Origin of the sequence: Paenibacillus sp. FSL H7-0326, from assembly GCF_001955535.1 — a bacterium.
Taxonomy (GTDB): Bacteria; Bacillota; Bacilli; order Paenibacillales; family Paenibacillaceae; genus Paenibacillus; species Paenibacillus shunpengii.
Window position 1 is genome coordinate 141,433 of record NZ_MPVN01000005.1, and the last position, 19,966, is coordinate 161,398.

General features: G+C 46.3%; 17 protein-coding genes. 6 read left to right on the top strand and 11 right to left on the bottom strand.

What is annotated here, in order from left to right; genetic code table 11:
* The first annotated feature begins 126 nt into the window (after positions 1 to 126).
* On the top strand, positions 127 to 402 hold the full coding sequence (locus BK126_RS22165; protein WP_076314725.1) for a WXG100 family type VII secretion target: 276 nt from the start codon (positions 127 to 129) through the stop codon (positions 400 to 402).
* Between the two features lie 158 nt (positions 403 to 560).
* Here BK126_RS22165 and BK126_RS22170 read toward each other — a convergent pair whose 3' ends face one another.
* The 7 genes from BK126_RS22170 to BK126_RS22200 form a co-directional block, all read right to left on the bottom strand.
* On the bottom strand, positions 561 to 827 hold the full coding sequence (locus BK126_RS22170) for a DUF4176 domain-containing protein (RefSeq protein WP_076314726.1): 267 nt from the start codon (positions 825 to 827) through the stop codon (positions 561 to 563).
* Between the two features lie 17 nt (positions 828 to 844).
* Positions 845 to 1,579, bottom strand: coding sequence for a hypothetical protein (locus BK126_RS22175; RefSeq protein ID WP_256702996.1), 735 nt, complete (start codon positions 1,577 to 1,579; stop codon positions 845 to 847).
* Entirely contained in the window at positions 1,580 to 2,542 is a 963-nt protein-coding gene (locus BK126_RS30020) for a WXG100 family type VII secretion target (protein WP_256702997.1), read from the bottom strand.
* A 31-nt stretch (positions 2,543 to 2,573) separates the two neighbouring features.
* Positions 2,574 to 3,398 carry a hypothetical protein gene (locus BK126_RS22185; protein ID WP_076314727.1) on the bottom strand — a complete coding sequence of 275 codons (825 nt, stop codon included), beginning with the start codon at positions 3,396 to 3,398 and terminating at the stop codon, positions 2,574 to 2,576.
* A 283-nt stretch (positions 3,399 to 3,681) separates the two neighbouring features.
* Complete coding sequence (locus BK126_RS22190) at positions 3,682 to 4,275, bottom strand: NADPH-dependent FMN reductase (RefSeq protein WP_076314728.1); 594 nt, start codon at positions 4,273 to 4,275, stop codon at positions 3,682 to 3,684.
* A gap of 543 nt (positions 4,276 to 4,818) precedes the next feature.
* A complete protein-coding gene (locus tag BK126_RS22195) occupies positions 4,819 to 5,025 on the bottom strand; it encodes a hypothetical protein (protein ID WP_076314729.1) in 207 nt (68 codons plus the stop codon).
* Between the two features lie 186 nt (positions 5,026 to 5,211).
* The gene (locus BK126_RS22200) at positions 5,212 to 6,561 is read right to left on the bottom strand and encodes a jacalin-like lectin (RefSeq protein WP_179085586.1); all 1,350 of its coding nucleotides are present in this window, start codon (positions 6,559 to 6,561) and stop codon (positions 5,212 to 5,214) included.
* 299 nt (positions 6,562 to 6,860) lie between these two features.
* Between BK126_RS22200 and BK126_RS22205 the strand changes: the two genes are divergently transcribed.
* Both BK126_RS22205 and BK126_RS22210 read left to right on the top strand, forming a co-directional pair.
* Positions 6,861 to 9,176, top strand: a complete 2,316-nt coding sequence (locus BK126_RS22205) for an AraC family transcriptional regulator (RefSeq protein ID WP_083656088.1) — start codon at positions 6,861 to 6,863, stop codon at positions 9,174 to 9,176.
* A gap of 116 nt (positions 9,177 to 9,292) precedes the next feature.
* Entirely contained in the window at positions 9,293 to 10,918 is a 1,626-nt protein-coding gene (locus tag BK126_RS22210) for an extracellular solute-binding protein (RefSeq protein WP_076314731.1), read from the top strand.
* 83 nt (positions 10,919 to 11,001) lie between these two features.
* Here BK126_RS22210 and BK126_RS22215 read toward each other — a convergent pair whose 3' ends face one another.
* On the bottom strand, positions 11,002 to 11,886 hold the full coding sequence (locus tag BK126_RS22215; RefSeq protein ID WP_076314732.1) for a LysR family transcriptional regulator: 885 nt from the start codon (positions 11,884 to 11,886) through the stop codon (positions 11,002 to 11,004).
* Between the two features lie 193 nt (positions 11,887 to 12,079).
* Here BK126_RS22215 and BK126_RS22220 point away from each other — a divergent pair, with 193 nt between their 5' ends.
* Both BK126_RS22220 and BK126_RS22225 read left to right on the top strand, forming a co-directional pair.
* Positions 12,080 to 12,817, top strand: a complete 738-nt coding sequence (locus BK126_RS22220; RefSeq protein WP_076314733.1) for an SDR family NAD(P)-dependent oxidoreductase — start codon at positions 12,080 to 12,082, stop codon at positions 12,815 to 12,817.
* 86 nt (positions 12,818 to 12,903) lie between these two features.
* Positions 12,904 to 14,157 carry an MFS transporter gene (locus BK126_RS22225; protein ID WP_076314734.1) on the top strand — a complete coding sequence of 418 codons (1,254 nt, stop codon included), beginning with the start codon at positions 12,904 to 12,906 and terminating at the stop codon, positions 14,155 to 14,157.
* 88 nt (positions 14,158 to 14,245) lie between these two features.
* On the opposite strand, the gene gltC is transcribed toward BK126_RS22225, so the two are convergent.
* Positions 14,246 to 15,142 (bottom strand): glutamate biosynthesis transcriptional regulator GltC, encoded by an 897-nt coding sequence (gene gltC / locus BK126_RS22230; protein ID WP_076314735.1) that lies wholly within the window; start codon positions 15,140 to 15,142, stop codon positions 14,246 to 14,248.
* Between the two features lie 154 nt (positions 15,143 to 15,296).
* Here gltC and gdhA point away from each other — a divergent pair, with 154 nt between their 5' ends.
* Positions 15,297 to 16,685, top strand: a complete 1,389-nt coding sequence (gene gdhA / locus BK126_RS22235) for an NADP-specific glutamate dehydrogenase (protein WP_076314736.1) — start codon at positions 15,297 to 15,299, stop codon at positions 16,683 to 16,685.
* Between the two features lie 159 nt (positions 16,686 to 16,844).
* On the opposite strand, the gene BK126_RS22240 is transcribed toward gdhA, so the two are convergent.
* Together BK126_RS22240 and BK126_RS22245 are read right to left on the bottom strand one after the other, a co-directional pair.
* Positions 16,845 to 18,710 carry a DUF2264 domain-containing protein gene (locus tag BK126_RS22240; RefSeq protein ID WP_076314737.1) on the bottom strand — a complete coding sequence of 622 codons (1,866 nt, stop codon included), beginning with the start codon at positions 18,708 to 18,710 and terminating at the stop codon, positions 16,845 to 16,847.
* Between the two features lie 19 nt (positions 18,711 to 18,729).
* Positions 18,730 to 19,917: a glycoside hydrolase family 88 protein gene (locus BK126_RS22245; protein WP_076314738.1), complete on the bottom strand. Its 1,188-nt coding sequence runs from the start codon at positions 19,915 to 19,917 to the stop codon at positions 18,730 to 18,732.
* Positions 19,918 to 19,966: the final 49 nt, after the last annotated feature.

A 19,966-nucleotide genomic window follows, 5' to 3' on the forward strand; every position in this document is an offset into this window, starting at 1 on the left:
ATTTAACTTGCCTAAGGATTCATCACGTAAATGACCGATATCTTTCCTTGAGAAAATATTCCATATATAATGGGGTAAGATCAGTATAGTCGAACTTCATATGTGGAGACGAAGGAGGGAATACGTATGGATCAGCGGATCAACCTCTACCCAGAGGAGCTGCAGCAGATTTCGCGGCAGTTCACTCAGGCATCCCAGAATGGACAAACGGTGGTGCAGCAGCTGAACAAGATGATTCTTGAATCGGAGGGTCAGTGGGAAGGCGAGCGGCAGCGGGAATTTCTCCAGCGGATTCAGGAGAGTCTCACCTCCGTCCAATCCTACTTGAGTGGGTTGCAGGAGACAGGTACGCAGCTGCAGCAGACGGCAGTTCGTTTTCAAAATGCGGACCAATGCAGATAAAGCTTCAGAAGCATAAAAAAACCATGAGCTTCGGCAGAATAATGCCGTTGACTCATGGTTTTTTGCATACCTTTAAATCGTTGATAAAGTCTACTGCTTTGAGCACACTTCCAGCTAACTCATTATTCCTCCCAGCCTTTGCTGGATACAGGTAACCTCTAAGCCTCTTTTAAACGTGCAGAGAACTGCTCCTCCTCTTGATCCGCAAATCCCATAAACACAATCTCTTCAATATCCTCATGATTGAAACCGTACGTATAATCCGGGTTGATATACCCTTCCGGGTACAGACATCCGATATAGTCAAAAGTCCGCGGAGGCTCGGTCATCATAATCTGCTTGCGTCCGTAAATCACTAACTTCTTGGACCCTTCCTTCAGTCGGACGATCGACCCGTTAGGGAGCAGTGTTTCTGAATTGTTCATTGTTAGCTATACCTCCTTTAACCATGCTGAGCAGGCTGCTGATCTCCATTCGGAGCGCTGCTTCCTAGATGAATTCGTCTAATCCAATAGTACCGATGGAGCTCCATGATGAAATGAAACAGCACAAAAGCAAGCATCGCGTACACACACATCAGTACAATCACAACCGTGTTCTCACTCACAAACATCAACGACAGGTTCGCGAGCAGATATCCGAGTCCGGCGATCATCGTTAACGGCAGCAGACGCATCCCCTTACGCTCTTCCTGCTGCTTCTTCTCTGGGGTCCGGAGCTTCCGCAGATGAGAACGCACATAGTGATACAGCGCAAATCCATAAACGGCAAAAGAACCAATCGCATACCATGGTGTCGTTAACTCCAGACTGCTATATGCAAACTTCTGCGTAGCCAGCATCAGACCAAGTGATGCTACAATACCGAACACACCCCTGAACAGAACATAGTTCATCTGCAGCTTCCGGGGAGCTGCTATCAACGCAAGTGCCCAACCATTCATGACAGCAAGCGGCGGAAACAACAGATAAGCATAAAGCGGTTCATATGGTGCGCTTAAGATGGGAATAATCAAGAACACATTTAAGAAAAAAAGCACGAGAATACCGGCATTTAGCCGAATGGTGCTTACCGGATACAGTGAGAGATACATCTCAAACTTTTTCCAGTCATAGTCTGTTCCTTCCCAGGTACGGATCTGAGTCTGAGACTTATGCAGCTTACTATGCTTCGCCATCTATTTAAACCAGCCCGATACGGTAGACCAGGCTTCTTTCGCTCCATGCTTAACAACATCCTTCAAGGAGTCGTCCTGTCCATCCTTGTCGAGATCCATGTCCATCTTAATACCCTCGGCAAGATACGTCAGTCCCACGGATACACCAAGTCCAACAGCCCCGACGGCTAGGACAGGTGCTGCCGCAGGCATCACTGCTGCTGTCAGCAGTGTAGCTCCAACCGTTGTTGCTCCCCCGACGACGACATTGCCGATAATATCTCCGGCTACCTTGTCTGTTGAAGCATTGTTTGCAAGATTTTCTTTGGTATCGGTAAACACATCAATGCCGACGCTTGCCCAGCCCAGCTTATCCTTCAGCGCTGCCTTGGCTCCGTACATCGGATCGGCCATGGAATAGATCTCTTTAATTTTGGGAGAGGCGGTTCCATTCGCAATCTTAGCTTCCATATCACGTAAATAATAAATCTTGTAGTTTCTAGGTCTTCCGTTAACCATGGGATTATTCCGAACCGAATCATAGTTGTCGCGAACGAGAATTCTCGGGCTTCTCCGATCCAGCTGCTGTCTGACCATGTATCCGTTATGTACCTTATATCCGAGCCGCGCTACGGCAGCTGCCCCCATGACAGTTCCCGTTATATTCCCCAGACCGTCAATTGGCGCCATAGGATTAAACCCCGTTATCCCAATACCCCCGCCTGACTGATCCTCCTGTTCAAACTGCTGACGAGTCGTATTCACAAAATTGGACAGCTCCTGCATATTCTGAGCGGCTGTCTGGAAATTGCGCTGATGCGCCTGATACATCCCTATGATGGCCTCACGGTTGCCTGTCTGCCAGGCCGCGCCATTCAGCGCATTCATCAGTGCAGTATCCACCTGTGTCAGCTGCTGTGCTACCTGCTCCAGCTGCTGAACCAGCGTGTTCAGATACGCCGATGTCATTACAATCCGAGTCATGCTTCTCCTCCTCTAGATCTGCTCCAATCCTTCAATTTGGCGTAAGAGCAGACAGTGTACGTGTCGTTATCAGATATACGGTCTGTATAAATTCGGGCTCCGTTACCGGATATCCTTGTGCGAGATCCCGCTCTGCATCCTGAATGAATAGCCAGTTCCCCTGTGGGCTTCCTATATAATAAACAGTTGCCGAACGAAGCTCTGTTCCGCGAATGACTGCCTCGAATGTTCCCTGCTGCCGGGCCGAAGCACAGGCTTCCATCAATGCGGGGAATAACGGAGAAGAAGCTTGCGCTATTTGATCATTCTGTAGAATAGATTGCAGCATCTTGTCATCTGGATGGCTCAGCTGATAGACCAGCCGATTCAGTGTCTCCCTCTCCATAGATATTCGTCCGCTTTGCTCTTCCACATCAGGCAGCAACAGATTATCCCCCATACGGGAGACGAACGTCTCAAGTCCTTCCTCAAGCGCAGTAAGCAGCACTTCTCCTGTCTCTGAACTCCACTTCATCTCAATTACCTGAGTTCCAGATATAAATCCATATGTGATAGAAGATTGACCCTGAGCTGTGCAGGATCTAAGAATCGTCACTGCACTGCTGTATTTGCAGCTGTTTAACAACTCCAGCAGGACAACGTCAAGGATGATCTCTCTGCCCTCCATAGCGAGCAGCCCTGCATCCTCCAAGCCCTTTGCGATTGGAGCGTAGCGTTGTTCCGGCGGGATTTCTTTTCCTCGCTCCTCATTTGCTTCATATATCTTAAACCATGCTTCTCCCTCTGATATATCCATGAGCTGGAACAAAAACGCCGCCTCGGCAGCGGTTAATTGGACTGTATATGATGATGACAACCATTCGTCCTCCTTCTATAGCAAATGCAGCTTCAATTTATTGTAGGGTGATTTAGAGCAGGACTCAATCACTCCTTACGCCCATGTCCTGCGTCCTATATTTTAAAATAGATACACATTTAGGAAATCCTTGAATCGATGTGCATATAAAAAAACGCAGATATCTTCTGTCAGTGCCTTACAGCGGCGTCCTGTCATTAGAAGATATCTGCGTTTATAGTTTTGTATTGCTGTATTCATGTGCCTGGCAACTTGCCTTTTCAATCAGGCTCAGGCTTTTTGCTTATCTCAGTGTTTTTAGTGCTCCGCTCCAAGCCACCGTTTGATCCAGCATGGCATTCACATTCGTCAAATGCAGCTCCTGTGGCTTAAACACCGTTCCGTTCTCGAAATCAGTGAACAGGGACAATGTTGGATGCACGCGTACGTCGGCAACTAATAACTCCCCAAGGATCCCACGCAGATGCTCTGCTGCACGTGCTCCGCCCGTTGAGCCATAGCTCACAATTCCGGCAGCCTTGTTATTCCATGCTTCACGAGCAAAGTCAATCGCGTTCTTCAGTGCTCCTGTAATACTGTGATTGTACTCCTGCACGATGAATACAAATCCGTCCAGACTGTTCAGCTTCTCGTTCCATGCAGCAATGCCTGGCTCTGAGCCGTCTGTAGTGCCGAGGAACGGCAATTTGTAGTCCGCAATATCGACGATCTCATAATTTGCATCTCCACGCTTATCAGCAATAGACTTTACCCATTCTCCTACTTGCGGACTTACGCGTCCTTCCCGTGTACTTCCCAGAATAATACCGATGTTCAATTTTGTCATTTTCTCTTCCTCCTTAGTTTCTTTTCCAAATAATCGATCCATAAAACCCATTTTCTACACCACCTGTATTTCATTTTGCTATGAGCAAAAGATGCATTAAGTTACTTTACGTAAGTTATTGTATTAATTATATTATGTGTTGTCAAGTAAGTAATTAAATAAAATTTAGATTGCATTTAGCCCACACCTCTTCGGCCTTTCGCGACGCCTACATTCTATCCATTAATATGGATCACTGCAAAGAAACATAACTTCCTGCTGTATATACTGCTCAAAAAAAGCCTGAAAGATTCATTTCTGATCCTCCAGGCTGTTAACAACATATGTTTTATTATAAGTGAGCTTGATATGCGAGATTTTGAGTAAGAAAAAGCTTATTTACAATTTATACTATACCTCACTTCTACTGTCCTGCCTAGCTGCTCCATTTATGTTCTTCAAAAAAAGCAGCGATAACCTCCTCAAGTCTGCTGTCTACTTTATGCTTTACCTCATCCTTCGTAGAACCTGTGACGATGGCCATTCCTCCATAAAGCAGCTTCTGTCACCTCTTTAAGAAATTGCTGGCGGCGGACTGAATATAAGAGAAGACGATTAGGTGCCCGAATACTCTCGTTTATAGAAGATGGCTTGAAGCACCATTTGAAAGAACAGAAAGACCACAGCACATATCATAGAAGTACGAATGAATCCACTCATGAAACTCATTTGTCCAAAGAACATGCTGACAATAATACCACAGGCCGCACCCAGCAACAGATAGGCTAATAAGAGAAGGATAACTCCCCGAATTCCTTTCATACTAAATCTTCGATACAAGACCCCATCCGTGACTGGAGACAGAATCGGCCCCAATATATGAAGAAAGTTGCAAACTCTAAGCAATATGCTCTAAAAAAGATCAAATCGTAATAACCCCTCACCTTAAATGATGAGGGGCCTTAGTGCCTGTATTGGATAGGAGTCCGTTTCTATTTCAATGCCCTATTATCTTGGAGACAGGGGTTTGTATATGACACCTAGCTGATCCAGCTCATCCCCTGCTCTTCCATAAAAACCGGCAATATACCAGCCATCTGGAGCACTAAGTACTATCTGTTCTGAAGTAGCCTGTCCACCAGATACGGTATTCCCTAGGTTCGTCGTAAGCTGCACATAAAAGATCCGCTTCCCACCGCTTCGCGTGCCTTGACCAATAACAGCCTGGGTCAAATATTCATTCGCCGCCAGATTAAGGGTGTTCGCCGTTGCCGTTCCGCCATGCGCAAGTACAGTTCCATCCTCATACACGGTGGACACACCATCCACTCTGCTGCCGCTGTGAATCGTAACAGAGCTCATTCGGGAATCCGGGATCTGATCCAGGTCGTTAAATCCGATTCCTCCCGATCCTCCGATGCTTGAGCTGATCTGCACATCTGGAGAAGTGGAATAGGCAAACTCAGCGGTAATCGGATAGTGGTCAGACAACTGCTCTCCCGTGCTCGTTAAGAAGTAAGTGTCTTCAATCCGGAAGGACTCCGCATTTAATTGAAGCGCACTGCTGCCACGGTACAAAATTTTGTCCACGATTTCGAAGTTAGGTCCGTTCACATCAGACTCATCCATCAGTGCTTCCCCGTCTGCCGGAATCTCACCGCCCCGCACCAGATCTACCCACGGATCGCTTAATCCGTTACGCGTCATCAAGAGTTCGATATTATCGTCTGCACGGGTGTATCTCGTATTCGTATCGCCAAAGACGATCACGGCATTCCCTTCCGAATGCTGCTCTATATAATTCGACAACTGCTCTATGTTGCTGCGCCGTGCAGCAAGAGACTGTGCGTCCGAGCCCGCATCAGCGTGCAGATTATACACATCAATCTTGACACCAGGTTCAATCTCATAGGTCATGAACGTAAACCCTTTTGGCGTCAGCTCGTCACTTCCACTGTCAAACAGACCATGGCGATCATTCCAAGTGATTCGCTGCAGATCCCGATAGGGATATCTGGACAAGCTGTTCAGCCCGCTTCCAAAACCCGCGACCCCGCTGCTTGGTGTGAGATACGGATGTGTCACCTCAGAGATCAGCTCAGCATGATAGTTGAAATCCTCCTGAACGTTGATAATATCGTACGCATTCAGTTTCGGAGAGATCTGCACCGTATATTCTGCCGGATTGGAGCTTGAGAAAATATCAGGCAGACCTCCTACATTATAACTGAGCACATTGAATGAGCCTGTCTGGATCTCTGCTTCCGCCGCAGCCACTGGCTGTGAAGCCATAGGAATCGAAGTGAACAATACTAGTGCCGGCAGCAGGCTGCGCAGCCATTTGGATTTTAAATTCATTTTTTTAACCTCCTGGTCTTCGTGGATTTTATTTTGAACTTAATTCAGTCCCAGCAATGGATGAGCAACACCGTCCTTCGCCTGTAACGTATGAATCGATCTCAATCTAGCATTAGGCTCCAGCACACAGCAATATGATAATTTCCACCTTCTATAAAAATGGGATAATTCCAAGCCAGGTTGGACATTTTTGTATTTTCGAAGCTGTAATTTTACATTCTGTTAATACAAATCGCGAATGTTTCGGTCGAAGCCTGTCCCTTACATCGGTTATGCTCGAGAGTGGGAGGAGAGTTGATTTGAAAAAGCGGAATTCTGTATTTGCAAACCTGGCCATTTCTCATGTATCCATCGTTCTTGTCATCGTTCTGTTACTGTGCTCTGCCTTCTATGTATTTTTCACGAACAATTATAAGGAAGAGCTTCATAGCAAAAACAGAATTATGATGCAAAACACAGCCCAAACGATTGAATCTAACGTACTGAAGAGAGTCGAACAGATCTATCTCGACATCTCTCTCGATAAGAGCGCAGATCTTCGTTTATTTGCCGATTCTTCCTACACCAGCCATCTCAGTAAGGTCATTGACCTGCAGGAGCTGATCAAGTCCAAGGTAACGAACAATTCGGATCTGGTGCATGCGGTTCATCTCTACTATCCAGAAGAACAGATCATGCTGTCTTCAAACCATGGGCTGAATTATAACGCCGATCAGGGCAGCGGCTCTGTATATTTTGCAGACTGGATCAACGGCATGCGAGCGAGCAAGGACAGCAGTCTATGGACAGCGACCCGGCTGGTTCCTCAGGATATCTACTCCAGTCAGCCGGACAGCAATGCGAGTGCCCTATTTACATATGTACACAGCTATCCCGTTCAGTCCTCAGGACAAAATAGCGACCTTCTGATTGCCATCGATGTGAAGGAAAGCGCCGTCAGCTCCATCATTCAGCGTATGATGCCCTCACAGTACAAGGATACCTATACTCTGGATTCGTCGGGAATGACGATAAGCGATGTAAGCAAGGGAAGCATCGGTGTCTATCGGGATTATGATTCGGGGGTACGCAGGGCGCTTATGTCTGAGACCCCGTCGGGAAGCTTCAAGGAAACGATCCATCACACCGACTATGTTGTTTCCTATCAAACGCTTGAGACGACCGGCTGGAAGATTTACAGCGCAGTGCCCGCCAGCACCTTTTATGCACCGTCAGAATTTATTCAGAAGCTGATTGTCGGCATCTGCCTGTTTGCCATTCTGCTTGGCACTATTTTATCCGGAATATTGGCACTGGCCAGCTACAATCCAATCAAGCGCATCGTAAACAAGATCAAGGAATCTACAGATCATGCGCCTGATCAGATTCAGAATGAATACAGCCTTATTGATACGGCCTTTAGTAAGCTTAGTAACAAGGTCAGCAGTCTGGAAGAGACGCTAAATGCAAACAGCTCCGTCATTAAGCATAATGTGGTGCTTAACATACTTCGAAACGCCTACACCCCTGAAGAATTGACAGAAGAGCTGCCTTTTCTCGGTATCCCTCAGCCTTATACGCATTACTGCTGCCTGCTGCTGAATCTGGGGGAAGCCGGCTATAATCCTGACCACGCCAAGGAGACATTTGCCTATCCTATCGTGAACGAGCTGAATGCTGCCTCCCTGCATGAGCGCTATGTGATTGCTGAGGAGCTGCCTGACAATAAAGTGGTGGTCATCGTATGCACGAATAGTGCGGGTGATTCACTGCTTGAACAGATATCCGATCTGCTGTTGTCTTCTGGCAGAAGCCAGTTTTATCGAGATATTCATGTATCCTGGGGCTGCTGGGTACAGAAGATGAAGGATATACACCGCAGCTATAGCGAGGCGGTGACGCTGATGAAATATGGTTACTTCCTGCCGGAGCAGACTATATTGAAGGACCGTCTGATTCTCGCACGAGAAAATAGTGTCGAAGAGATCCCTCAGTCATTGCTGGGCAGGTTCCGAGATAAGCTGCAGAATCGGCAGTCGGAAGACATGATCGGAGCAGTGGATGCCTTGATCAGGACTTTGCAGGAGGGAACATATCCTGCTCACTATTGCCATTTTATCCTGGCAAATATCGTATTTATGTACTCCGATCATCTGAAGAGCATCCGGTATAAGCCCCCAGGCGATGAACATGCCGATCTGTATCAGCAGTATCTTCAGCTGAATCATATTCATGAATTTCGAGCTTGGATTACCGAGTCCATCGTCACATTCACTGCCCAGATGGATAAGAGAAGCAGCGAAAGAGCTGTTTCCAGCATCGAGCTTGCCAGACAGTATATTGACCTCCATCTATCGGAGGATCTGTCACTTGATGCCGTGGCGTCGAAAGTGTTCATCAGTCCGAAGTATTTGAGCCGGCTCTTTAAGGAAGAGCTCGGGGTCACCTACACCGAGTATGTCACCACCCAGCGTCTCGAAAAGGCAAAAACGCTGATCGAAAGTAACCACCTGACGATCGAGCAGGTTGCAAGTACGGTCGGCTATGGAACTTCCGCCTATTTTATTAAGAAATTCAAGGAAACGTACGGCTGTACGCCGCGCAATTACATGCGCAGCATCGCTGAGCATATGTAGAGATGAGCTGAGCAGCAAGCTACACGCTTCACCGACGAACACGTGAGAAACCTGATAAACGCTTATTACAAACGCCGTCAGTTTAGAATCAAACTTAGCTTAAGGTAGGTTTTCACATGATGATGAAGTCCATTATGTCTCTTACTATTCTTATTGCCCTATTCAGCATACTCAGCGGTTGTGATATGAAGCCGGATGCCGCGTCCGGCCCAGCAGATCCCCAAGCCTCCACCTCCGTGAGTTCACCGCGCTACCAGATTTCATGGACGATGCATCTGAATCTGCCGGTGCCAGAGGATGCCGAGATGGTTCAGCAGGTGGAGAATCAGTTCAGCGTGGATCTGAACATCTGGAATATCGAGAACAACCGTTATGAAGCACTACTCGATAAAAAGCTCGCCCAAGGCGAAATTCCGGATCTGTTCAGGGTTAGACAGCCGCAGGACCTGCTAAGGTATCAGCAGCAAGGACTGCTCGCAGAAATTCCCGAGGACATGCTGAAGGAATATGCACCGAACATTATGAAGGCTCTCGAAGCCTATGCTCCGGACTATCAGGACGATGGAATGATTGACGGCAAATATTATGGTATTCCTGGTATCAATCCGACCAATATTTATCGTATGCCGGTCGTCTATCGCCAGGACTGGCTCGACAAGCTTGGTCTGCCTGTGCCGGACACACTGGAAGAATTCGAACAAGTCATCTACGCATTTGCGAACGAAGATCCGGATGGCAACGGTCAGAAGGATACCTACGGCTTGTCCAGACAAGGAATGAATGTCGTCTTCGGTGCCTTCGGCCAGATCGTCTTCGCAGATCAGCTCTACTTCGGCAAGAAAGATGGGAAGCTCGTCATCGGTGCACTGGAACCGGAAATGAAAGAAGCACTGCAGTATCTTCGCAAATGGTACCAGGACGGTGTCATTGATCCTGAGTTTATTACAGGTGAGAATAAAGGAGGCTACAAGCATCTCTCTCATGCCTTCATTGATGGGAGAATCGGCATGACCTCCATGGGCAATTATTATCACTGGATTCAAGACGGCGATTATATGACACTGGATGCTTATGGCGAAGAGACTCCCGTAGAGGCCGCATTTAATGCGAAGGAATTAAACGTCAAAAATCCGCAGGCCCGAATTACTTTTGGCCGCCCCTTCCGCGGACCCGATGGACAGCGGGGCTCCCAAGCTTATGATATGCTGATGAGCTTTACAGCCATTGGTGCAGATGCCGCGAAAGAGCCCGGCAAAATGGAGGAAATTCTGAAGATCCTGGACTATGTCAGCGCAAGTCCTGATGTGGATGAATATACTTCCATGATTCATGGTGTTCAGGGGAAGCATTGGCAATGGGCCGGAGCCTCACAGGAGGATGTCATTGTGCTCCCTCCTTATGACAAGATGTTCAGCTATCAGAATAGTATCGGCGCTAACATCGGAATGACCGTGCCCCTCATGCCTGCAACACGAAGAGAGCAATGGGCGTCTACCTTGGGCCTGGATCAGGATGGCATCTCCAATGCCTTGGAGGTTGCAACACCTTCCCTGACCGATAAAGGACCTGATCTGGTTCAATTAAAAAACAAGGCCTATATCTCGATTATTACGGGAGAGAAACCACTGAATTACTTTGACGAATTTGTTCAGGAATTTATGACAGCCGGTGGAACAGAGGTGATTCAGGAAGCGAATGACTGGTACTCCAAGCATTCGGTAAAGATGGATGCAGAGCGTTGATTGTTAAAAAGAGAAAATGGCGCCTATTACGGAAATCTCCATAATAGGCGCCTTATTGCTCACTTTTTAAAGACGGTCTGAATTTATCCATTTTTCATATCGTGAAAGTACCGATGACAATGGGCAACAAAGGCCGTTGATGTTTTAGTCGGATATGAGTATCGATGCCTTAATAAACCTATCGTTCGTGTAAAATTCCTATTCATAATTGTTAAGTGCTTCAACTTATTTTCATACAAATCAACTGAGGTTTGAGGAGTAAATGCTGCCCCTCGTCCATTTTTAACTAGCTGTAATATCGTTGTCGCTTCCTCTACTTCTACTTGATAAATCGGCGTATATCCTATTGATTTACAAGCTTGATCGGTAAATTGACGAAAACTAAATCGACTCGAAAGCCCGATAAACGGAAAATCGCCTAACTCCATCAAATCTATTGTCCCTTTTGTAGTTTCTTCAAACGAGTTAGGTACCGTCAAAAAAACTTCCTCGTCAAATAAAGGTACCCATTCCACATTTGAATGATCAATTCGATCTGTCGTAATACATACATCGTATTTCCCATGCTCAATAAACTGCTGCAAATTTTCTTTAGATAAAGGAACTTGTTGGCATTTCACATTCGGGTAGTCAGTCAAAAACAGGTCTATAATATTCGTGAAAGTATATGGCAGGGTCGTGACAATAGATAAGCTTCCACCTCTTTCACCCCTTCTTTCTTCTATTGAACGTTCTAAATTGCTGACTTCAGAGAAAATACGCTCCGCTCTTTGTAATAAAAACTCCCCATTTTCATTTAATGAAATTCGTTTGCCATTTCTAAAAAACAGATCCATTTCTAACTCAGTCTCCAGATTTGTGATTGCTTTACTTAATGCCGGCTGTGAAATGAGAAGTTCATTAGCGGCTAGTGACATGTTCCCTAATTTCGCTGTGGTATAAAAATATTTCAGTTTGACTAAGTCCAAGTTTTAATCCACCTTTTATAACTGCAAGTTATATAGAAATAAAATATATGTATTTTATATTATAAATGAACACGTTTAAAATAAGTAATGTCACTAATATGTGAACAATTTATGAATTTTATTTAGTGTGCATGAGATCTGCTCGCCAAAAAAATTCATAATTTTGTCATAACTAACTTAGGGGGCTTTTCATATGAGATTGAAGGATAAAGTTGCAGTGATTACAGGAGCAGCATCAGGTATGGGACAAGCCGAAGCAATCCGCTTTGCCAAGGAAGGTGCAAAAGTCGTCGTCGCGGATTTAAATTTAGAAGGTGCTCAGGCCGTTGCTGATGAGATTAAAGCATCTGGTGGAGATGCTATTGCTGTCGCAGTGAACGTTATGAAGACAGAGGATATTATTAACTGCGTAAAAACAACAGAAAGCACCTTTGGACCCGTTGATATCTTAGTAAATAATGCAGGTGTATTTGACAAATATACTGCATCGTTAGATACCACTTTGGATCAATGGAATTTCTTTTTAAATGTCAACCTGACAAGTGTATTTGAATTCTCAAATGCGGTATTGCCGAGCATGATTGAGCGTGGTTCGGGCTCGATTGTTAATATAGCTTCAGTAGCCGGTCTTGTTGCAGGCAAAGGCGGGGCTGCTTACACGGCCAGCAAACATGGAGTTATTGGATATACCAAGCATCTATCTTCTGAATATGCTAGATACGGTGTTAAAATTAACGCAATTTGCCCAGGAACAATTGAAACCCCATTAGTTAAAGATGTCTTGGCCGGGATTCCTAAAGATCTTGTACCAACCCGTACTTTTGGACAAGTAGAACAAGTGGCTGATCTGGCGGTATTCTTAGCATCGGACGAAGCCAAATTCATGAGTGGTGTAGCTGTTCCAATTGACGGCGGATTTACTATTCAATAATTCCAATTATTAAAGCGCTTCAATTTTTCAATAATATTAAAGGAGGAGCAATCGTGCTTGCTTCTCCTTTGTCATGAGGTGGAAATATGAATAAGAAGGGGAAACTTCATTATGCTTGGTGGATCATGATTGCAAGTTCTGCAATTTATGCCGCAAGCGTAGGAATTATCGTCAGCTGTGCCGGTCTACTGTACCGTGCAGTAGCAGAAGATTTTGAAGTTGGTGTTTCCGAGATCAGTTTATACACATCGTTAATGTATTTAACGATTACCGTGCTGCTTCCTTTTGCAGGGAAGATATTAAATAAGTTTGATATTCGCTATGTGTTGACACTTGCTGGGCTTGTTAATGCTGTAGCTTTTGGCTTAATGGGTACTTATAACTCGGTGTTCCCATTTTATTTTTCTGGTATTGCTTTAGGTATTGGTAGTACGTTCCTAATCTACGGCTCAATCCCCCTAATCATGAACAACTGGTTCAAAGCTAAAGTTGGAACCACATTAGGGATCGCTATGGCATTTATGGGAATTGGCGGTGCGGTTTTTGCACAAATCACAGCCCTCTTCATCGAATCCATTGGCTGGCGCATGACCTATGTCGTCTTAGGTATGATCGTAGCCATTTTAATTCTGCCATTCTCTATTTTTGTCATTCGTTCGAAGCCCGAGGAATTAAATATGAGACCTTATGGTGCCGATGAAGCGAAAAACACAGATCATGAGCCTGCTGTACAAAAAACAAGTGCCACAGGCGTGACCAAAAGTGCTGCAATGAGATCTCCCGCATTCTATTTGGTTATGCTCTTTACAGGTCTCTTTGGTTTGGCTTCGACAGTCAGCTTCCACGTACCAAACTTTGTACAATCGGTGGGATTCACTGCTGCAATGGCTGCAGTCGGTGTAACTTGTGTAACCATTGGTCAAACAGGCGGTAAATTTCTACTAGGTGCAATAAATGATAGATTCGGCGTAAAGGCGGCTTTGTTTGTGGGGATCGGCAGTGGGATGATTGGTGTAATTGCACTACTTATCTCTGACTCATTCGGAATAGGTATACTCTATGCCGGTGCATTGCTGTTCGGAGTCGGATTCTCAGGCTCAACTCTACTTCCTCCTGTGGTCATACGTGAAGTATTCGGCGGACGTGATTATGCTTCCATCTATACCACCATTATGTCGGCTTCCACATTAGGCGTCGCATTTGGTACAACATTATTTAGTTACCTATATGACATAACAAGCTCTTACTATATCGTGTTCATTATCGTAATTGCGATTTTTATTGTTTCTATTTCTTCAAGTTTATTTTCTTTAGCTTGGAAGAAAAGATTAAATGTCTAAGAACTAAACAATCCACTAACAAAATCTTCTGAGATTTTGTTAGTGGATTGTTTGTTGTAAAAATGAAGAATACTGTACATTCTAACGACTATTCACCATCTGACGCGAAAAACTCTGAGAGAAACTGATAAAACAGCTGCTCTGTTGGCAGTAATTTACGCTGCGTTGGAATGATGACACCGATCGTCCGAGTTACCTCAGGCTCAACGAGAGGAATTTTTACCGTTGAATGCGGAATACTGTCAACCAAGGTGACTTCGGGCATCAGCGCAACACCAAGTCCTGCGGAGACCAAGCCCTTCAGGGCATCGATATCATCCCCTTCGAAGGCAATATGAGGAGTAAACCCGATCTCACTGCACGCTTGCAGCACAATTTCCCTGAAAATGGTCCCTTCTGGCAGCGTAACGAAGGCATCATCCTGCATTTCTGACAATTGAATTGCAGCTCGGTCCGCAAGCCGATGCTGAAGCGGCAATAGTGCCACAATGCGCTCCGTGAAGAGGAGCTTGGACCGAATCTGCGTATCCTCACTCGGCAGCGGGGCAATCATAGCCAAATTAAATTCGCCATTAATGACACCGTCTATCAAATCCCGATAAAGGGCTTGTCTCATCTGAAATCTCGCTTCCGGATACCGCTGACGGAAGGCATAGATGACAGTGGGCAGTACATGAGCAGCCAAACTAATCGGGAATGCAATGCGGACAACGCCCTTCTCCGGATCCAAATATTCCTTCACTTCTCGTTCCGCCTCACCGATCATATTCATCACTTGCTCTACACGTGCCAGCAAAATTTTCCCGATCGGTGTTAGCTTCACTCGCCGTCCTTTGCGAATAAAGAGATCCACTCCAAGCTCGCTTTCCAGCTGAACGATCTGTCTGCTGACCGAAGATTGGGCAACGTGCAGGGCATTAGCCGCGTCGGTCACATGCTCACGCCTCGCAACCTCAATAAAGTAACGCATCTGCCTAATCTCCATCATTCTCCTCCTCCCTTATGCGCAAAACGCATCAACTTTATCTTATCTATATATTGAATCGATGAATTAGTTGAATTTAATATTAAACTACAATCAGATAAAGAGAAATAGGTAAACGACAAATGTATTCTCAAACATCAAAAGGAGTGGAACAATGAGTTTAGTAAAGGAAGTAGAGCAAGCACCGACTGGGCAGACAGAGGCAGCACAGCAATACGTTAATGAGGTATTCGAAACGATTCAGAAGCGAAACCCGGGTGAAACGGAATTCCATCAAGCGGTCAAAGAAGTCCTGATCTCCTTGATCCCTGTTCTTGCGCGTAATCCGCAGTACGTAAAGCACGCTATCTTGGATCGGTTGGTCGAACCGGACAGGCTCGTATCTTTCCGTGTACCATGGGTAGATGATCATGGTAAGGTACACGTGAACCGAGGATACCGTGTCCAATTCAGCAATGCGATCGGTCCTTACAAGGGCGGGCTTCGGTTCCATCCCACGGTGAACGCAAGCATTATCAAATTTTTAGGGTTTGAACAAATCTTCAAAAATTCGTTAACCGGTCAACCGATTGGCGGCGGTAAAGGCGGCTCTGACTTTGATCCTAAAGGAAAAACCGACCTCGAAATTATGCGCTTCTGCCAAAGCTTCATGACCGAGCTGTCAAAACATATTGGACCGGATACAGATGTTCCTGCCGGCGACATTGGTGTCGGTGCCAGAGAAATCGGCTACATGTTCGGTCACTACAAACGGCTGGTCGGTGCGTACGAAGCAGGCGTTCTAACCGGCAAAGGAATCGGATACGGCGGAAGCCTGGGCCGTAAAGAAGCCACCGGCTACGGAGCCGTATACTTTGTGGAGCAGATGCTGCAGAATGCAGACCTCAGCTTCAACGGAAGCCGCGTCGTGGTATCAGGCTCAGGAAACGTCTCCATCTATGCCATGGAAAAAGCGATGCAGTTAGGTGCCAAGGTTGTCGCATGCAGTGACTCCAGCGGCTATATTTATCATGAAGCAGGTATTAACCTGGATACGATCAAGCGTTTGAAGGAAGTAGAGAATCGCAGATGTGAGGATTACGTACTTGAGCATCCGGATGCCGTCTATGTTGCAGGCTGCTCCGGCATTTGGACCATTCCTTGTGATATCGCCTTGCCATGCGCGACTCAGAACGAAATAGACAAAGCTTCCGCTGAATTACTTGTCCGCAATGGCGTGAAAGCCGTCGGCGAAGGTGCCAACATGCCTTCTACACTCGAAGCTGTGGATGTCTTCCTCGAGAACAACGTCTTATTCGCTCCCGCTAAAGCGGCGAATGCAGGCGGCGTATCCGTATCTGCCTTGGAGATGGCACAGAATAGCGCAAGGCTGTCCTGGACGATGGAAGAAGTCGATGCGAAGCTGCAACAGATCATGAGCAATATTTATAACGAGTGTATGAGCGCTTCCGAGGAGTACGGTCTTGCAGGTAACCTGGTCATCGGTGCCAATATTGCCGGTTTTGTCAAAGTGGCCGATGCAATGCTTGCTCAAGGTGTCTAACGTGTGTGCTCCCTACCTCTTATAGAAAAAGCAACTATTATGCAAACAGCTATTGCCGGTATATTACCAGCAATAGCTGTTGTGCGTTAAAGCGTTAATTACAATTCAGTAGTATTTTTGAACATAGAGTCCAGCTAATGGTTCTCATAATCCGATCCGTTAGAGTGTTTGCATGTCCAAATGTAGTAGAAGGCTGCCGCTGAAACCATCCTTTAATAAAAGTTGTGAGCCGTTCACTTCAAGAACGGGAGCCAGATTATATTCCTGTTCGCTATGAGGAGAAGGCGTGACGAACACAGCGCTTGCCATCCAATGAACGCCTGGCGACAATTCTTCCGTCAAGGTCGGCAAGAACGTACTCGGGTGGCAGACATTCGTGTTTGGTTCGGTGTGAATAATTTGCGGCCTTGCTGTTCCGAGCAGCCGTTTAATTCCCGTACCTCCCCATGGAAGCAACACGGCGATTTCGTGGTCGGTTTCAATCGTATTCCAGTCCGCATGACCCTGTCCGTTTTGATCCTTAGGGAATGCAAAACCTCCCTCTGCCACATCCAATTCTCTTGCCGTTCGGATCTTATGGACTCTTGCATGCCAAGGAGCGCCTGGGATGACCCACGTTTCTACTTCAACGTCTCTCCAGGGCTTCCACTTGGCATATACGCACGAGTCGCTGATTTCGAACTTATCGCATTTCCCGCGCGTACGGTACAGTCCATCCTTCTCCGCTAATGCAAGAGAGTTATCGTATGCCCCTTGGACTAGCCCGTAATTCCCCTTCGAAACACTAAATCCGTATATATTGGAATAAGCGAACTTGGCATATTTGGCAACGTTGTTCGCAGGCTCGAAGCCCGCATATTGGCCCGCTGGAAACATAATGACATGTTTCCCCGTATTTTCCCTTGTCAAGATCATTCGAGCTTCCCGCTGCACGGACTTCTGTTCAAGGTGCGGCAACGGCAGCTCCTCCGACTGCCAGAAGGGATGATCGTCCGCTAGAGCAAGCGGCAGGAATGACTTCATCGCCCAATATGGCGAGCCTGGTGCGTTGTATCCCTCGCTCATATTAAGATTAGAATAGCTGTAGCCTATCGTCAGGATGCCTTCAAGTGAAAAGATAGGCTGGTTGAACCACCATCGCAAATTTCTTAACAAAAGTCCCTTCACGACACCCCAAGGAAAAGCCTCGACCCCTGCGTATGCAAGCGCCCCCCAGAAGCAGCTTTGGGCGAATCGGTAAGTCATGCTTCGTCCAAAAGCAACGGCCTCTCCAGTCTCTCCGAACCAGTAAATAAAATCACGCGCGAAGAGGGAGGCTCTTTCCTTATATAGCTTGCTTCGAATGGGATCCTCATTCTCCATTTGCTTGGCGTAAATCAAGCTATAGTAATGAAAGGCAAACGGTACGTAGTAGTCAATCTGATCCGTATCCCCGTCCGTATACCAGCCTCCAGAGATATAGAATTGATCTAATCGGTTTAGATCCTCCTCCATTTTTTTCGCATCGCCCTTTAATCCCCTTTTATATAGTGCCAGATTGACGAGCACTCGGAAGAATCGCCAATTGGTATCTACGGTTTCACGGGCATTCGTCTGGTTCAGCCAATCCGCGAGCCTGATACGCTCTACTTCATCCAATCGGTTCCATGAGTGTTCTGGTGCTAAAATAAGCAGTAGCGCAATTGAGGCAATCTCGACCTGTTTTTGATCATAGCTGCTGATATCGCCCCAATAATCCGCATGTCCCGGATCGGAACCATTTATCAAGCCTCTAATATAAATCTCCCATCCATCCCAACTTCCTCCCCCCGCATATAAAGGAGCAAGTCCCCATAGCGGCCTAAGACAGCCCTCCATTTGAGCAACTCTTCGAGAGGTTTGAGAATAGGTGTCCCCAATATCCAATAATGCCCCGCTATCGCTGAAATAAGGGATAAGCGGATCGCATAGCTGATTAACTGCTTTAACCATATCCGCTTTCGACTTCAGCGGATTTGATGAAATGGCTGTTTTTTGTCGGCTCATTTTTTATCCCCCATCTATATTACCAGTACGGTTTCCAATCTTTCACGAGTCGAACCAGTGCCTCGAAGTAAAAGTAATCGCCCCATATGTTGCATTCGTCAATGCCTTTGCCATGCGGCTTCGCATAAACGGCATGAAGGAGTACGCCGTTGGACTCCGGCTTTTCTTTGCTCGTGTAATGATTCATCAAGGACTGAACCATCAGCATAGCTGCATGTTCATACTCTTCTTTACGCTCGTCCGTAACAGGGAGATATTTGGACAATTCCAGAAGACCGCATGCCGCGATGGCTGTCGCCGAGCTGTCCCTCTCCTCTTCTCCTTCTGTAAAGACGAGATCCCAATAAGAAACCTGGTCTTCCGGTAACCGATTGATGAAGTAATGGGCAATTTTCTTGGCCAGATCGAGCAGTTGGACATCCCCCGTATATTTGTAGCTAAGCGGAAAACCGTAAATGCCCCAAGCTTGCCCTCTCGACCAACAAGAGTTGTCGGAATAACCTTGAACCGTTCGTCCATATTTGGGCTCACCGGTATATATATCCATGAAGTAAGTATGATAAGTCGATGCATCTTCCCGCACGATGTATTTCGCAGCCTGTTTCACATGTTGGTAAGCGGCATCGTAATACTTGGAATCACCCGTCGTCTCGGCAGCCCAATATAATAACGGCAGGTTCATGCAGCAATCGATAATCATACGTCCGCCATTCTCCGGATCGTCGGCCCCCCCCCATGCCTGAATAATGCCCGCCTTCTCGAAGTAGCGCTCCATAAGCTGATCGGCTGCGTTCAAGCTGATCTCTTTCGCCTTTTCACTGCCTGTCAACTTATAAGCCGCTACGCTTGACAACGTGTATAGAAATCCGAGGTCATGGGTTCCAGTATTGATTCTCTCTTCGATACGATGCTTATAGCTTTCAAGTTGAACCTCTGCAATGTTACGGTATTTAGAGTCTCCCGTTACCTCATACGCCAGCCAGATCATTCCTGTCCAGAATGAAGACGTCCACTCAATGTTATCGAGCGCGGGATAAACCAGATTAATGCTTGCAGGCGCCGGATATTGGGTAGCGAAAGTCCCTAGATTCTGATCCACCTTAGTTAAAATATAGGCAATGGCTTCTTCACACTGCGCTTTTGATAATGCAGGTCGATTCGTGTACTTGCTCTTATCTACAATGCCTTCGTCTCGAACTTGTTTCATAATAACCTCCATTTGATGTTTATTTATTCCTCATTATAGTTCAAATCTA

What these genes read in the sequence shown, in the direction of transcription:
- BK126_RS22220 (WP_076314733.1), top strand. Translation starts at nt 12,080, where the DNA reads ATGAGATTGAAGGATAAAGTTGCAGTGATTACAGGAGCAGCATCAGGT.
- BK126_RS22170 (WP_076314726.1), bottom strand. Translation starts at nt 827, where the DNA reads ATGAACAATTCAGAAACACTGCTCCCTAACGGGTCGATCGTCCGACTG.
- BK126_RS22240 (WP_076314737.1), bottom strand. Translation starts at nt 18,710, where the DNA reads ATGAGCCGACAAAAAACAGCCATTTCATCAAATCCGCTGAAGTCGAAA.
- gltC (WP_076314735.1), bottom strand. Translation starts at nt 15,142, where the DNA reads ATGGAGATTAGGCAGATGCGTTACTTTATTGAGGTTGCGAGGCGTGAG.
- BK126_RS22165 (WP_076314725.1), top strand. Translation starts at nt 127, where the DNA reads ATGGATCAGCGGATCAACCTCTACCCAGAGGAGCTGCAGCAGATTTCG.
- BK126_RS22225 (WP_076314734.1), top strand. Translation starts at nt 12,904, where the DNA reads ATGAATAAGAAGGGGAAACTTCATTATGCTTGGTGGATCATGATTGCA.
- BK126_RS22210 (WP_076314731.1), top strand. Translation starts at nt 9,293, where the DNA reads ATGATGATGAAGTCCATTATGTCTCTTACTATTCTTATTGCCCTATTC.
- BK126_RS30020 (WP_256702997.1), bottom strand. Translation starts at nt 2,542, where the DNA reads ATGACTCGGATTGTAATGACATCGGCGTATCTGAACACGCTGGTTCAG.
- BK126_RS22200 (WP_179085586.1), bottom strand. Translation starts at nt 6,561, where the DNA reads ATGAATTTAAAATCCAAATGGCTGCGCAGCCTGCTGCCGGCACTAGTA.
- BK126_RS22175 (WP_256702996.1), bottom strand. Translation starts at nt 1,579, where the DNA reads ATGGCGAAGCATAGTAAGCTGCATAAGTCTCAGACTCAGATCCGTACC.
- BK126_RS22195 (WP_076314729.1), bottom strand. Translation starts at nt 5,025, where the DNA reads ATGAAAGGAATTCGGGGAGTTATCCTTCTCTTATTAGCCTATCTGTTG.
- gdhA (WP_076314736.1), top strand. Translation starts at nt 15,297, where the DNA reads ATGAGTTTAGTAAAGGAAGTAGAGCAAGCACCGACTGGGCAGACAGAG.
- BK126_RS22190 (WP_076314728.1), bottom strand. Translation starts at nt 4,275, where the DNA reads ATGGGTTTTATGGATCGATTATTTGGAAAAGAAACTAAGGAGGAAGAG.
- BK126_RS22245 (WP_076314738.1), bottom strand. Translation starts at nt 19,917, where the DNA reads ATGAAACAAGTTCGAGACGAAGGCATTGTAGATAAGAGCAAGTACACG.